General features: G+C 62.7%; 12 protein-coding genes. 6 read left to right on the top strand and 6 right to left on the bottom strand.

Translation table 11 applies throughout. The features are described from left to right. Window positions 1-80: 80 nt before the first annotated feature. Complete coding sequence (locus L0U81_RS22020) at window positions 81-1,028, bottom strand: peptidoglycan DD-metalloendopeptidase family protein (protein WP_233805621.1); 948 nt, start codon at window positions 1,026-1,028, stop codon at window positions 81-83. Between the two features lie 767 nt (window positions 1,029-1,795). On the opposite strand from L0U81_RS22020, the gene L0U81_RS22025 reads away from it, so the two are divergent. Continuing rightward, the gene (locus L0U81_RS22025) at window positions 1,796-2,227 is read left to right on the top strand and encodes an STM2901 family protein (RefSeq protein ID WP_233805622.1); all 432 of its coding nucleotides are present in this window, start codon (window positions 1,796-1,798) and stop codon (window positions 2,225-2,227) included. Beyond that, a complete protein-coding gene (locus tag L0U81_RS22030; protein WP_233805623.1) occupies window positions 2,227-2,598 on the top strand; it encodes a DUF1493 family protein in 372 nt (123 codons plus the stop codon). The genes L0U81_RS22025 and L0U81_RS22030 overlap by 1 nt, the downstream gene beginning before the upstream one ends. 700 nt (window positions 2,599-3,298) lie before the next feature. Here L0U81_RS22030 and L0U81_RS22035 read toward each other — a convergent pair. After that, window positions 3,299-4,477: a porin gene (locus L0U81_RS22035; protein WP_233805624.1), complete on the bottom strand. Its 1,179-nt coding sequence runs from the start codon at window positions 4,475-4,477 to the stop codon at window positions 3,299-3,301. Between the two features lie 140 nt (window positions 4,478-4,617). Continuing rightward, a complete protein-coding gene (locus L0U81_RS22040; protein ID WP_233805625.1) occupies window positions 4,618-4,788 on the bottom strand; it encodes a hypothetical protein in 171 nt (56 codons plus the stop codon). A gap of 215 nt (window positions 4,789-5,003) precedes the next feature. Here L0U81_RS22040 and L0U81_RS22045 point away from each other — a divergent pair, with 215 nt between their 5' ends. Together L0U81_RS22045 and L0U81_RS22050 are read left to right on the top strand one after the other, a co-directional pair. Next, window positions 5,004-6,113 (top strand): OpgC domain-containing protein, encoded by a 1,110-nt coding sequence (locus tag L0U81_RS22045; RefSeq protein WP_233805626.1) that lies wholly within the window; start codon window positions 5,004-5,006, stop codon window positions 6,111-6,113. 153 nt (window positions 6,114-6,266) lie between these two features. Next, window positions 6,267-7,139, top strand: coding sequence for an alpha/beta hydrolase (locus tag L0U81_RS22050; RefSeq protein ID WP_233805627.1), 873 nt, complete (start codon window positions 6,267-6,269; stop codon window positions 7,137-7,139). A 40-nt stretch (window positions 7,140-7,179) separates the two neighbouring features. On the opposite strand, the gene L0U81_RS22055 is transcribed toward L0U81_RS22050, so the two are convergent. After that, a complete protein-coding gene (locus L0U81_RS22055; protein ID WP_233805628.1) occupies window positions 7,180-8,274 on the bottom strand; it encodes an AI-2E family transporter in 1,095 nt (364 codons plus the stop codon). A 339-nt stretch (window positions 8,275-8,613) separates the two neighbouring features. On the opposite strand from L0U81_RS22055, the gene L0U81_RS22060 reads away from it, so the two are divergent. Beyond that, window positions 8,614-8,901 (top strand): DUF3331 domain-containing protein, encoded by a 288-nt coding sequence (locus tag L0U81_RS22060; RefSeq protein WP_008918442.1) that lies wholly within the window; start codon window positions 8,614-8,616, stop codon window positions 8,899-8,901. A 286-nt stretch (window positions 8,902-9,187) separates the two neighbouring features. Then, window positions 9,188-11,773, top strand: coding sequence for an adenosylcobalamin-dependent ribonucleoside-diphosphate reductase (locus L0U81_RS22065; RefSeq protein ID WP_233805629.1), 2,586 nt, complete (start codon window positions 9,188-9,190; stop codon window positions 11,771-11,773). 4 nt (window positions 11,774-11,777) lie between these two features. On the opposite strand, the gene L0U81_RS22070 is transcribed toward L0U81_RS22065, so the two are convergent. Beyond that, window positions 11,778-12,734 carry a dimethyl sulfoxide reductase anchor subunit family protein gene (locus L0U81_RS22070; protein WP_233805630.1) on the bottom strand — a complete coding sequence of 319 codons (957 nt, stop codon included), beginning with the start codon at window positions 12,732-12,734 and terminating at the stop codon, window positions 11,778-11,780. Between the two features lie 19 nt (window positions 12,735-12,753). Beyond that, window positions 12,754-13,524, bottom strand: a complete 771-nt coding sequence (locus tag L0U81_RS22075) for a 4Fe-4S dicluster domain-containing protein (protein ID WP_233805631.1) — start codon at window positions 13,522-13,524, stop codon at window positions 12,754-12,756. Window positions 13,525-13,535: the final 11 nt, after the last annotated feature.

The following is a 13,535-nucleotide window of genomic DNA, read 5'->3' on the forward strand; positions in this document are numbered from 1 at the left end:
GGGTCGATGATGCGCGGTCGATCAAATTACCTGGCTTTGCTGACTAAATTCAAGGTGAGCTTTTGCGGGAAGGCCGAAGCTCAGCCGCGCCCCCGTGGCAGATAAGCCAGCGGATCGACTGGCTTGCCGTCGCGCCGCACTTCGAAGCCGACCGAGACACGCGAGTTGCTCTCGTCGCCCATCTCCGCGATCTGCTGTCCTTTGCGGACGATGTCGCCCATCTTGACCAGCAGCTTGCGGTTATGCGAGTACGCGGTCAGAAAATCCTTGTTGTGCTGCACGATGATCAGGCTGCCGTAGCTGTTCAGTCCGGTGCCCGCGTACATCACCTTGCCGTCGGCGGCGGCTCGCACCGGATCACCCGCTTTGCCACCGATCTCGATGCCGCGCGTTTCGCCCGGCTGGAACGCTTCGACGACGCTGCCCGCGGCGGGCCACGCGAGCGTCACGCTGCTCGCATGCCGGCGGGTTTCCTTCGTGACTTCGCGAACTTCGGCGGCATCGGGAGCCGGTTCAGCGGATTGAGCCGAAGCTTGCGGCGACGTCTGCGCTGAAGCTTGTGAAGATGTCTGCACCGCGGATTGCGCCGCGGCCTTCGCCGCCGCCGCCGCATTGGCCTGTTTCACTGCCCGCACCGTCTCCGGCGAAGCGACGTGCAGCACCTGCCCCGGCTTCAACCGCGCCGACGCCTTCAGCCCATTCCACGCCTGCAACTGCTTGACGCTCACGTGATGATGCTGCGCCACCCGCGCCAGCGTGTCGCCGCGTCTGACGCGATACACAAGCGGCGGCGATTTTTTCAGCGGTGCGGTATCGCTAGCATCGATCGACTGCGGCGCGGCGGCCGAGGGATCGTCAGGCGCCGTTGCCACCGCGTTCGCCGCCGGCACGCCGGACGCCGCGGGGGCGCCGGCTGCCATGTCGTTCTGTGGATCCGGTTGCGCGACGTTCGCACAACCACTGACGGCCAGCGCAACCCATGCGCCGACGAGACTGGCCAATACCGTTCTGTCGAAACGTGTTCTCAATTTGTTCGACTCCTGCTGTGTGGAGATGCGAGCCGGCTGCCGCAATGCCGCTCGCCATGCGCGCGGTCTGTGCCGCGCGGCCTTCCCAGTGACACGGCGAGGCCGCCTCGTTTGGCGCTCATTCCGTGTACTGCTTGTCGATCAATGATCTGGCGGAATTGTAAAGTCACATTTAATAAAAACGCCCCGCCCCACACACTCTGATACAGATATAACGGCATGAAACGCTTTTCTCTTTAGGGTCAAGTAGATAGATTCTTTTTTTGACCAGAGTCCTCCTGCCAGCAGATGCTTTTTGCGGCCATACGAATCAAGGACTTACCTTGAGGTTCCGCACACTCGTCGTCGGGCGGTGCTGCGCTTTCTGGGTTCGCGCGACAGGGGCAGATGAGAGGTGGCCGAACCGACTCCGCATAAACGATGAAGCCGACCCTCGCGGATCGGCTTTATCAAAGTCTGGTTCAACTTCACTCGCCGTCCTCCGTTTGATGCACTGGGCATACTCTCCTCGCACGCCATCAACAGACGAAGCGATCCTTGACCATTACTGACATTCAGCTTTCATTTTCTGTGTTTGTATACGCCTTTCTCCCTTAGGGAATCGTTAATCAACCATTCAACGAGGGCGCAACCCAGCACGCCTATTCCTGCACACATGCGGCTTAAGGACGACGGTGAAGCAGATATCAAAGTGTACGAGCGCATCACCTCGCACTACGCCGATGGCAACATCAAATTTGCCAACGCTTGGGAAGATCGATAATCGAATGAGCAACACGTACAACTACCGAACACATACGAGTCTCACTCCCGCAGAACTATTTTTATTTATCGCGGCCGATGAAACATGTTCTCAGCTCGGCATTGATGATGTCGAAGCGGTACTTCTCATACTATCGGGGCTTCCGTTTTTACCCACAAGATCAAAACCAGCAGGATCAACAAAAGTCACGTCCGTCGCTTCTGCCATGTCCAGATCATTGTTCAGGTACGAACTGAAGAAAAAAGTCCTGCCGACATTTACATGGGGAAGCATCAAGCGATTCAAGTGGATTCTGACACATCGGCTAGGAGTATTCGTCGGCAGAACCATACCCGGCGTTGGTTGGGTGCTACTGGCAAGTGACGCCTATCAAATCACGTATCATACTGTTTCTAAATACAATCGAAGCGTCAAGCCAGAAGACAGGGTGTTTTGATGGAAAATCGTTCATGGGCAAATCTGGAATCGTTCGTTAGAAAAGAGGCTTGTATATCTTCAAAAAAATCGATTGCTCCGGAAATGACCATCGTCGATGATCTAGGTCAGCAAGGCGATGACGCCGATATTTTCATGGAGCGATTTTTTGAGGTTTTCTGCATAGATCGAGGCGACTATGATTTTCACCGGTATTTCTTGATGGAAGGCGAAGGCTTTTTGTATCACCTCATTCTCAAGCATATCATGAGAAAAAATCACTCGATAAAAAGAGAGCCGCTAACAATAGAAATGCTTCATAGGGCCATTATTAACGGGAAATGGAATTCCGGAGCATTGTCGGTGAGGGGCAACTTGTCCGCAGATTCATGAGGATCACGCTTGGTGGTTGTATCCAGGCAGTAGTTATTTGTGCCGCGTCGTTGGTGGGTGGCGCGCGCTTGTTCCTGTTTGCAGATGACTATTGGTGCATGTGCGGAACCCCGTTTTTCCTAGGCACGACGGTGTACTTTTGGTCGAAACTTTTGGGTGTCGGTGACGAACTGCCAAACGGCCTTGAAGAGGACGTGCAGTTCCTCTGGTTGCTGTCCTTTTGCTTGTTCGTGTGCGCAGTCGCTACCTGGGCTTGCATCCGGGTGTTCCTGGCAACCTTCAGGATAACTCGCCGTAAGCGAATCGACCGTCGCCACGTGAGTGGCGCTCCGGGTCGCCGTGGAGCGTCAATATTCCGGGCAGTCGGCGTGATTGCACTAGCGTGGTACCTACTTCCTATGCTGGACTATGCTCAGCTTTGGGACGTTCACCCCATGTACATGGGGGCAAGGCGGGTCAGCAGCGAGCTCGGCATTGTGATCACCCCCATGAACGTATACTGCCTCCTGCTGGTTCTCCACGTCGCGGCTCTCTCGCTGGCTATTCTTTCTGCATCAGCTCTATGGCGTGTGGTGCGAGCGCTCCCAGTCGGGAGGCGATGCGATCAGGCTGCGCCGCAACCTTGATTGCATCCGATCGGGGCATTCATAAAGATGTATCGCACTTCAGGGCCAAACGTCTTGATGCGGATGACTTCACTCTAGAACTTATGCCGTATCGCCGCCCGCACGACGACCTGCTTCGACGTCGACGACGGCGACTGCGTGCCGGGGATGAATGCGAAATCGAAGACCGACAGCGTGGAATCGCCGGTGACCTGCTGATATGCGCCCTGCAGATAGACGTCGGTGCGCTTGGACAGGTTGTAGTCCGCCATCAGCCCGAACGTATGGATGTGCGGTTTCACGCCGCCGTTCGACGCGTCGTAGGTTTGCATCGTGTACACGTACTGCGCGCCGACGAACAGAGCCGGCGAAATCTGATACTTGCCGTTGATCTCGAAGTTCTGGTACTTCAGCGAGTTCAGCAGCACGCCCGGCGGCGTGACGGGCACGAGCGGCACCAGTGGCTCGATGCCGAGAAAGCCGTTCGCGGTCGGCTCCAGATAGTTCGAGTTGCTATAGACGAAGCCCGCCGTCGCCGGTCCGAACGTATAGTTGATGCCGCCGCCGAACACGCGCATGCGCTTCGCGACGAAGCCGGCGTCGTTCGTGGCGACCGCGCCGTTCGCGCTGCTGCCCGGATTGTTGGCCTGCAGGTAAGCCGCGGTGACCAGCAGCCCGCCGTACGTGTACTGGCCACCAAAGCTGTACGCCCGATTGTTGGCGAAGCTCGTGTCGTTGCTGAAGCTGTAGGTGCCGCCGAACTGGAAGCCCGAAATCGACGGGCTCGTGTACTTGACCGTGTTGTTGAGGCGGAACGTGTTGTCGGTGTTGTCGTTATCGTACGGATGCGAGAACAGCTCGCCGCCCCAACTGCCGTTGGCCGTTGTCTGCGCCAGATAATCGACGACCGAATCGTATTGCCGACCGAAGGTCAGCGTGCCGTAGGATTCCGAGCTGAGTCCGACGAAAGCCTGCCGGCCGAACAATCGCCCGCCCTGCCCGAGCCGCCCGGAATTCAGATCGAAACCGTTCTCGAGCTGGAAGACCGCCTTGAGACCGCCGCCCAGATCCTCGGCGCCCTTCAGACCCCAGCGGCTGCCTTGGGCAAAACCGCTCGCCAGTTCATAAACATGGCCGTGGCCGACATTGTTCGTGTAGTTGACGCCTTCGTCGATCACGCCATACAGCATGACGCTAGTCTGCGCGGCGGCGGGCGCGACAAAAACGGCGGACGCAGTAATGGAGACAGCCAGCGCGAACACTTGCTTGTTCATGATGATCTCCCTGCACCTCGAGTGATTAGACAACTCGATCCGGCCGCTTTGTTCTCAACCTTCCTTTCTTTTCGTCACTTGCCTAGCAGTTCTGAAGACTGCTCCAGGTGGCTGCTCTGTCCGGAAATCGTCACACGACATCAGCGAGCCGTCCATGAGAGGATGCGCCGATCTTCAAGAATGTTGCTAATTCTCCACTGGGCGTTGCTGCCTCTTTTTTCGAAACGCCGCTTCAGGTAAACGGCAGCGGCTGCCTCGCTCGCTGCGTCATTGGCACGAAAAGAAATATAATCGGCCGCCTTTGCTGCCATGCAACGGAACTCAGCGCAGCTGCCAGGGTCATCTTTACACCCTGCTGACACGGCTGCCTTGCGAAGGCGGCCGAAAGCGGCGACGTGGGTCACAGGCGAGGCCAGCACGGATCGCCTTCCCGCCGTAACACCCAATCCCATATTAAAAAGCCTTGTGAGACGCCCGCCGCGCTGGATCCGCGCGCCGTCGCACGGGGCTGCTTTTGACGCAAACAATGTCCAAGTCATCCTCCCGTCTGATCGAACTCGACTTTTTCCGCGGACTGGTTCTGCTGATCATCGTCGTCGATCACATCGGCGGCAGCATTCTGTCGCGCGTGACGCTGCATGCGTACGCGCTCTGCGATGCCGCCGAAGTGTTCGTGTTCCTCGGCGGCTTCGCGACCGCCACCGCCTATGCGACGCTCGCCGAGCGGCGCAACGAGACGATTGCGCGCGGCCGCTTCCTGCGCCGCTCGTTCGAGATCTATCGCGCGTTTCTCGTCACCGCCGGGCTCATGCTGCTGGTCAGCGCGGTGCTCACTGAGTTCAGCATCGACGGGCCCAATCTCGCCACGACCGATCTCGACGACCTGCTCGACACGCCGCTTGCCGCGCTGCGCGACATCCTGCTGCTGCGCCGCCAGCCGTATCTCGCGTCGGTGCTGCCGATGTACGCGTTCTTCGCGCTGCTGGTCCCAACGATCCTGCCGCTCGCGCGCAGCAAGCCGTGGCTGCTGCTCGTCGGCAGCGTCGCGCTGTGGGCCGGCGCGCCGGCGATCAGCAAGTACCTGCCCGCCGCGCCCGACATGCACTGGGACTTCAACCCGTTCGCGTGGCAGTTGATGTTCGTGCTCGGTGTGCTCGCGCGCTGCCAGCCGGTGTATCAACGGATCAGCGCGCATCGGTGCGGCTGGCTCGTCAGCGTGCTGGCGTTCGCGGTGGTCGCGGGCGCCGCCTACTGCAAGCTCTTTCTGCTGCACGCGCCGCTTGCCGCCAGCCTCAAGGAGAACCTGTCATACCTGCGCGCGGGCAACTTCCTCGCGATCGCGTGGCTCGTCGCGAATCTGGTCGAGCTCGGCTGGGCCAGAAAGGTTGCGCGCCGGCTGCCGTGGATCGGCGTGATCGGCCGGCAGGGTTTGTTGTGCTTCATCGCCGGCGCGGTGATCTCGCTGGTCGTCGACTCGGTGCTCTACGATGCGACCGATGGTTACCTGGACTATCCGCTCGGATTGCTCGCAGATGCGGTCGCGGTCGGCGCGCTGTTCACGGTCGCGTTGGGCGCGGAGCCGCTGAAGCGGTTCGTCGGGCGCATCGTGACGGGGCTACTCGAGACTTCGCCGTGAGCGTTTCGGGTCCATAGACATTCCTGAGCACTTAGGGGCGATTGCAAAACTTTGCGCGCATAAAGCCCCCCACCGCTTCCCATCTCAAATCTGGCGCCAATGCTGATAGCATGACGGCCGCGCGCGAGTCCCGCGCCAGCCTTCCACACTGACATGCGTCGATTCCTCTCCTTCGCCCTCGCACTGCTCGTCTTCGCCGTCGGCGCGCCCGCGTTCGCGAGCACGGTCGCGAGCCGCAGCTTTCATTCCGATGCGCTCGGCCGCGACTGGAACTACACGATCTATCTGCCGGGCGGCTATCGTGCGGACGGTCCGCGCCTGCCGGTGCTCTACCTGTTGCACGGCAATAACGGCGACGCCAATGACTGGCTCACGCAAGGTCATCTGCAAAGCGCCGCGGACACGCTGATCGAGCGCAAGGAGATCCCGCCCGTCGTGATCGTGATGCCGCAGGGCGGCACGGACTGGTACGTCGATCGTAAGGAGAAGATGGAGACCGCGTTCTTCGATGATCTGCTGCCCGAGATCGAAACGCACTACGCGGTTGCGACCCAGCGCGGCGGCCGGATGATCGGCGGCGTGTCGATGGGCGGCTTCGGCGCGCTGCGCTATGCGCTGACACAGCCCGAATTGTTTTGCGGCGCGCTGCTGCTGAGTCCCGCGATCTATGTGAACGAGCCGCCGCGCGCGTCGGCGGCGCGGCGGGTCGGCGTGTTCGGCGAGCACCAGTTCGACCCGCGCGTGTGGCACGAGCTCAACTATCCGGCGCAGTGGGACCGCTACATGAGCCGGCCGTATCGCCTGCCGATGTTCATCGCGTCCGGCGACGACGACCTCGACATCCAGGCCGACGCGTCGCTGCTGTACACGCATCTGCGCCTCGCGGGCAATCCGGCGACGCTGCGGATCATCGACGGCGGCCACACGTGGGACGTGTGGAGCGCGCTGCTGCCCGCCGCGCTCAAATACACGCTTGGCTGCGTGAAGCCGCCGGCGCAGGAGCATCCGTCTTATCAGCGGCCTTGAGCCGGCGAGGCCTCCAGCCACGCGCCCAGCGACGCCCGCGCTACTGCACGAGATCGGTCCACAGCACCATCAGCACCGTCATCAACGCCGGGCCGATGAAAATCCCGAGCAGCCCGAACGTTTCCGCGCCGCCGAGAATGCCGAACAGCACGAGCAGGAACGGCAGACGCGTCGAGTTTCCGATCAGCACCGGCCGCACGAAGTGCTCGGCCACGAACGCGACAATCGCGCCGAACACCACGAGCCCGACCGCCGGGGCCACCGAGCCCTGCACGAGCAGCCACAGCGCCGCGAGACCGAACGCGATCGGTGCGCAGAACGGCAGCATCGCGGCGATCGCCGTGACGAAGCCGAGCAGTGCCGCGTGCGGCACGCCAGTCGCAAAATAGGCGACGCCGAGCAGCGCGCCCTCGCCGGCGCCGACCACGATCAAGCCCGACACGGTTCCGCGCACCGCGGTCGCCATATGCTCGACGAGGTCCGCGCCGCTATCGCCGAAACCGCGTCGCGCGGCCTTCAGCAGCGAGCCGGACAGACGCGGCCCCGCCTGAAAAATCACGAACAGCGTGACCAGCATGAACGCGAACACCATCGCCGCATGCGCGACGCGCGCGCCGACGTTTCGGCCGAGCGTCATCACCGTCTCGCTGTGCAAGCCTTTCATCGCGGCGGAGTCGCGCAGCGGCTGCGCGAGATTGGCCTGCCACCACGTCGTGATCTGCTGCACGCCGAACGGCAGACGGTTGATGAAGTCCGGCAGCGCGATGCCGTTCTCCTGCGCGTCGCGTAACCACTCATTCAGGTCATGCGCCTCTCGCAGCGCCTGGACGAGGCCGAGTCCGACCGGTAGCAGGACGAGCAGCGCGATGACCAGCGTGAAGACCGTCGCGAGCAAGGTTGTGCGCCCCTTGAACCAGCGCCAACCCGCCACCTTGTGCAGCAGCGGCCACAGCGCAATCGCGACGACCCCCGTCCACGCCATCACCACGATGAAATCGCGCACCACCCACAATGCGAGCAGCACGAGCCCGATATAGAGCACGACCGATGCGGTCTTCTGCTTTTTCAGGCGCTCGGCGGTGACGGACGACGATTCGGGAGAATTGGGAGGGACTGCGGGAGGGCTTGGAATCATGTGATCTCTAACGTTTTTGAACGTGTGCGCGCGAGCCGACCTGAAAAAATCAAACCCGCTACACTGACGGCTCAGTTCGCCGCCTGACCGTCACATCTTAAAGGAAGCGTCAGCGCCCTTTCCCGAACGCCTTCCTCGTCGCGCCACAAGCAACAGAGCGTTGCAAAAATGCGCAATGTTAAAAAATTACATAAAAATGCTTGTAACGCCTGTCATTTCGGCCGGTTGTGACTGTCAAGTCTAATTATTGCCAATTCCGCAATAGTATTTCAACCGTGACACAATGGCTATCCGGCCCGCGCGGGACTAAATTCGGCACTCCACAATATGGAGTCGATGATGACCCTGGAGTCCATCCCCCTCGACGGTACCAATGGCGTACGCATCGAAATTCTCGAGAGCTCCGACACGACGCTGGTAATCCGCTGGGTCGAGCCGGGACGCTGCCACTACGGTGAGCAGCGCTGGCGCCGCCGCTCGGCGCATTCGTCCGGCACCTGCGCCGTGTCGCGCCGCAAGATCCGTCGCGGCGACCCGGTGTTCAAGCCGGCCGAGCGCCCGGCACCGTCGAATGCCTCCGCGATGATCTGCGCGGAAATCCTCGAACCACTGCTGGAAGCGGCCTGACGCGCGCAACGCCGCCCCGTCCCGTACACGCACCAAGCGGGATTTGACCCCGCTGCTCCCAGCTTGATCTCCCTACTTGCTACGCGTCCTTAGCGCCCGCGTGCCCAGCCGGCGCGGCATCGAACGACGCGCCAGACCGTCGGCCCCGCTCCCGGTTGCCGCCCCGCCCCTCGTGCGTTAAGGTGGATTCGTTGCGCCCGCTGAACCGCCGGCTCGCTCTCCGGCGCCGGCGGCGCGCCGTCTACCACCGCGCCGCGCCCGCCGCGACGCCGTTTGAGGGCCGATCATGGCAGAAGACACGCCGCAAACCCGCGCAGCCACCGCCGCTTCCACGCCTCCCGCTTCCTCCGCTCCTCCCGTTCCGCTGATTCCGCCGCAGCAGTTCTCGCTCGACGTGCTGCTCGAAAAGTACGCGAAAGGCGACGAGCAATCTGCCGACGACGTGTACCGCCGCGTCGCGCGCGGTGTCGCCGAGGCCGAGCCGCCCGAATTGCGCGCATCGGTCGAAGCGCTGTTCGTCGACAACCTGCAGCATGGCGCGCTCGGCGCGGGCCGCATCATGAGTGCGGCGGGCAGCGGTATCGCCGCGACGCTGATCAACTGCTTCGTGCAGCCGGTCGGCGATTCGATCCAGGGCGTCGACGATCAAGGCTTGCCGGGCATCTACGTGGCCCTGCTGCAGGCGGCCGAAACGATGCGCCGCGGCGGCGGCGTCGGCTACAACTTCTCCGCGATCCGGCCCAAAGGCGCGCGGGTTCACACGACCAGTTCGGCCGCCTCAGGTCCGTGCAGCTACATGGACGTGTTCGACGCGTCGTGCCGCACCGTCGAAAGCGCGGGCTCGCGACGCGGCGCGCAGATGGCGGTGCTCGACTGCAACCACCCCGACCTGCTCGAATTCATCGAGGCCAAGCATTCGAAGGGACGCTGGAACAACTTCAACGTGTCGGTCGGCGTCACCGACGAATTCATGCGCGCGGTCGAAAACGACGAACCGTGGCAGCTGGTCCACCGCGCCGAGCCGTCGCCGGCGCTGCGCGCGGCCGGCGACGTGCGGGAGCGCGAGGACGGTCTGTGGGTCTACAGCGAGCAGCCGGCGCGCGCGATCTGGGACCGCATCATGCGCTCGACGTACGACGTCGCCGAGCCCGGCATCGTGTTCATCTCACGGATGAACGAGGACAACAATCTGCGCGCCGTCGAAACGATCCGCGCGACCAATCCGTGCGGCGAGCAGCCGCTGCCCGCGTACGGCTGCTGCAACCTCGGGCCGCTCAATCTGACGCGCTTCGTCGTCGATCCGTTCGCGCAGTTGCAGGGCCGCCAGCCGTCGTTCGACTGGGACGGCCTCGCGCAACGCACCCGCACGCAGGTGCGTTTTCTCGACGACGTGCTCGACGTCACGCTGTGGCCGCTGCCGCAGCAGTACGACGAATCGCGCGCGAAGCGGCGCATCGGTGTCGGCTTCACCGGCCTCGGCGATACGCTCGTGATGCTCGGTCTGCGCTACAACTCGCAGGAAGGCCGCGATTTCGCGGTGCGTATCGCGCGGCTGATGCGCGACGAGGCGTACCGCGCGTCGGTCGAGCTCGCGAAGGAGCGCGGCGCGTTTGCGCTGTTCGACGCCGCGCGCTATCTGGAAGCCGGTACGTTCGCCTCGCGCCTGCCCGACGATATCCAGCAGGCGATCCGCCGCGACGGCATCCGCAACAGCCATCTGTTGTCGGTCGCGCCGACCGGCACTGTGAGCCTCGCGTTCGCGGACAACGCGTCGAACGGCATCGAGCCGGCGTTCTCGTGGACCTACACGCGCATGAAGGTGATGGCCGACGGCGGCCGCGAATCGTTCGACGTCGAGGACTACGCGTACCGGCTCTATCGCGAACTCGGCGGCGACGTGACACGGCTGCCCGACTATTTCGTCAGCGCGTTGGAGATGTCGGCGCGCGACCATCTCGACATGATGGCGGCCGTGCAGCCGTACGTTGATACGTCGATCTCGAAGACCGTCAACGTGCCCGCCGACTATCCGTTCGATGCGTTCGAAAGTCTCTACTTCGACGCATGGAAAAGCGGCCTGAAGGGCCTGGCCACCTATCGCCCGAACGACACGCTCGGCGCGGTGCTGAGCGTGACGCCCGCGCAGACTGACGACATGCTCGCCGAGGTGGATCAGGATCCGCTGCGTATCGCGATCGATCATCGGCCCAAAGGCGAGTTGCCGGCGATCATCGAGAAGGTCGAATATCTGACCCAGGCGGGCAAGAAATCGCTGTATGTCGCGGCGTCGTTCATCGAGGTGACGGGTCGGATCGGCGGCGAGGACGTGACGATCGAGAGGCCGATCGAGTTCTTCATTCCGGCCGGTCAACGCGACGAGTCACAGCAGTGGATCACCGCGACGATGCGTTCACTGTCGCTGGCCGCACGCGGCGGGTTTGTCGCGCGCAATCTGCAGGACATGCGCAAGGTATCGTGGGATCGCGGTCAGGTCCGGCTTGGCGACGTGCAGCGTCTCGACGGTCATCGTGCGCCGCGCTGGCACGACTCGGAAGTGGCCGCGCTTGCGTTCGCGATCCAGCAGATTCTGTATCGACGCGGCTTTCTCGACGCCGAGGGCAATCAGGTGCCGTCGCGGATGCTCGCGCATCTGCCGCGCGGGCAAATGAAAACCGACGCCGCGCTGTCCGCCGATTTCGGCATTCGTCCGGATCCCGCGGATAGCACGGACACGTTGCTGCAGCCAAACGGCACGCGGGGACTGCACACGATGCTCGGACGCAAATGCGGTTCGTGTGGCGCGAACGCGGTGATTCGCAAGGATGGGTGCGATTTTTGTACCGCATGTGGGGAGGTAGGGGCCTGCGGGTAGGGCCTCACCCCACCTTCGCGTAATAAAGATTCTGCGGATGCTTCGCCTCAGCGAAGAAAAACCAGCGCTCCGCCACGAGCCCCGCATACTGCACGAGACACGCCGCAGCCAGCAAGCCGAACGACGCGCCGATCGAATGCAGCCCGGCGCCGAGCGCGATCAACCCAATCGGAACGACAAACGCGCCCGCAAGAAAACCCCATTTAACGCCACGCAACGTCCGCGCCGATTTGCCGTGAAAGAACTCGCGCAGATTGAATGCGCCGGCGGTGAAGCCTCGCGACACCTGCACGAGCTTCGGATTGCGAATGCCCGTCGCGCTCTGCACCGTTGACTTCGGCCGCAAGCGCGCATTGCGCAGCAGCGACGCCGAGCGGCTCGTGCAGCCGGCGAGCGTCAGCACGCATGCGCAGATCGCCAGCCCCACCGTCAGCGTGGGGGCAAACCATGCGCTCAATGCGGTCGCGAGCGTCAAGCCCGACGCGCAGCCGAGCAACACGAAGTTCACCAGCGTCAGTGGTGTCGCCCACTCCTGCAGAAAGCGCAGGCACGCATAGATCATCGCGGTGCAGACGAACAGCGCGGCGCTCGCGAGCACGCCGAGCCAGCCGAGCGCCAGAGACCACGGCGAGCCGAGCCAGTGCGCGACACCATACAGGAACGCGCACGCCAGAAACGCCGGCAGGCACAGGCATTCGCGCGACAGCCACGAAGTGCGCCACATCGCAATCGCGCGCCACGCACGTTCCGGATGGCCGAGATGGAAGAACGACGCTATCAGACCGAGTCCGCCCAGCAGCACCGCGAGCACCGCGCCGCTCACGTAAAACGCACTAGCCGCGGCGGGTTGCGCAACAACGCCCAACCACGCTGCACTCTCAATGCCGACGAGCGCGATCAACAGCCCCTGCGCCGCGCCGCTCAGCGTCGTCAGAAATACGACGGAAAAAGCCGGATTCATCGTGTGGCCTCGTTGTCGTTCAAATGCGCGTCGCGATCGACGCGAGATGCAGTTCGCCGCGTTCGAGCTGCGCCGCCAGTTGCGAGTCGGACGAGCCCGCTGCCTGGCTCGCCTCATCGGCCGCCGATCCGGCCGATTTGCACGAACACGCGTCGCTGCCGCAACCGGCGGCCGTGGTGGGCACGCGCGGCAAATAGTGATTCGCGGGACGCGTGCCCCACTCGGGCATCAACTGATAGCCGCCGCGCTCGCGAATCGCTTGCGACACCACCGACTGCGGATCGTGTATATCGCCGAACAGTCGCGCGGATGTCGGGCACGCGAGGACGCAGGCCGGCTTGCGATCGCGCTCGGACAGATGCTCGTCATGGATACGATCGACGCACAGCGTGCACTTGGTCATCTCCTTGCGCGCTTCGTCGAGCTCACGCGCGCCGTACGGGCACGCCCATGCGCAATACTTGCAGCCGATGCAGCGATCGAAATCGACCAGCACGAGGCCGTCTTCCTTGCGCTTGTAGCTCGCGCCGGTCGGACACACCGGCACGCACGGCGGGTCTTCGCAATGCAGGCACGACTTCGGAAAATGGATCATCTCCGTGTCGGGGAAGCTGCCCGCTTCGAAACTCTGCACGCGATTGAAAAACGTGCCGGACGGGTCCGCGTCGTACGGATTGAAATCGGCGAGGCTCCCCGATTCGCCCGACGTGTTCCACTCCTTGCAGCTCGTCACGCACGCCTGACATCCCACGCAGACGTTCAGATCGATCACCAGTGCCATCTGGGTCATTAGAAGCTCCT

This window comes from Paraburkholderia sp. HP33-1 (genome assembly GCF_021390595.1).
GTDB lineage: Bacteria > Pseudomonadota > Gammaproteobacteria > Burkholderiales > Burkholderiaceae > Paraburkholderia.

Excerpts from the sequence above, each read along its gene's own strand:
- L0U81_RS22050 (WP_233805627.1), top strand. The coding sequence starts at position 6,267 with ATGCGTCGATTCCTCTCCTTCGCCCTCGCACTGCTCGTCTTCGCCGTC.
- L0U81_RS22045 (WP_233805626.1), top strand. The coding sequence starts at position 5,004 with ATGTCCAAGTCATCCTCCCGTCTGATCGAACTCGACTTTTTCCGCGGA.
- L0U81_RS22055 (WP_233805628.1), bottom strand. The coding sequence starts at position 8,274 with ATGATTCCAAGCCCTCCCGCAGTCCCTCCCAATTCTCCCGAATCGTCG.
- L0U81_RS22075 (WP_233805631.1), bottom strand. The coding sequence starts at position 13,524 with ATGACCCAGATGGCACTGGTGATCGATCTGAACGTCTGCGTGGGATGT.
- L0U81_RS22035 (WP_233805624.1), bottom strand. The coding sequence starts at position 4,477 with ATGAACAAGCAAGTGTTCGCGCTGGCTGTCTCCATTACTGCGTCCGCC.
- L0U81_RS22025 (WP_233805622.1), top strand. The coding sequence starts at position 1,796 with ATGAGCAACACGTACAACTACCGAACACATACGAGTCTCACTCCCGCA.
- L0U81_RS22060 (WP_008918442.1), top strand. The coding sequence starts at position 8,614 with ATGACCCTGGAGTCCATCCCCCTCGACGGTACCAATGGCGTACGCATC.
- L0U81_RS22070 (WP_233805630.1), bottom strand. The coding sequence starts at position 12,734 with ATGAATCCGGCTTTTTCCGTCGTATTTCTGACGACGCTGAGCGGCGCG.
- L0U81_RS22065 (WP_233805629.1), top strand. The coding sequence starts at position 9,188 with ATGGCAGAAGACACGCCGCAAACCCGCGCAGCCACCGCCGCTTCCACG.
- L0U81_RS22040 (WP_233805625.1), bottom strand. The coding sequence starts at position 4,788 with ATGGCAGCAAAGGCGGCCGATTATATTTCTTTTCGTGCCAATGACGCA.
- L0U81_RS22030 (WP_233805623.1), top strand. The coding sequence starts at position 2,227 with ATGGAAAATCGTTCATGGGCAAATCTGGAATCGTTCGTTAGAAAAGAG.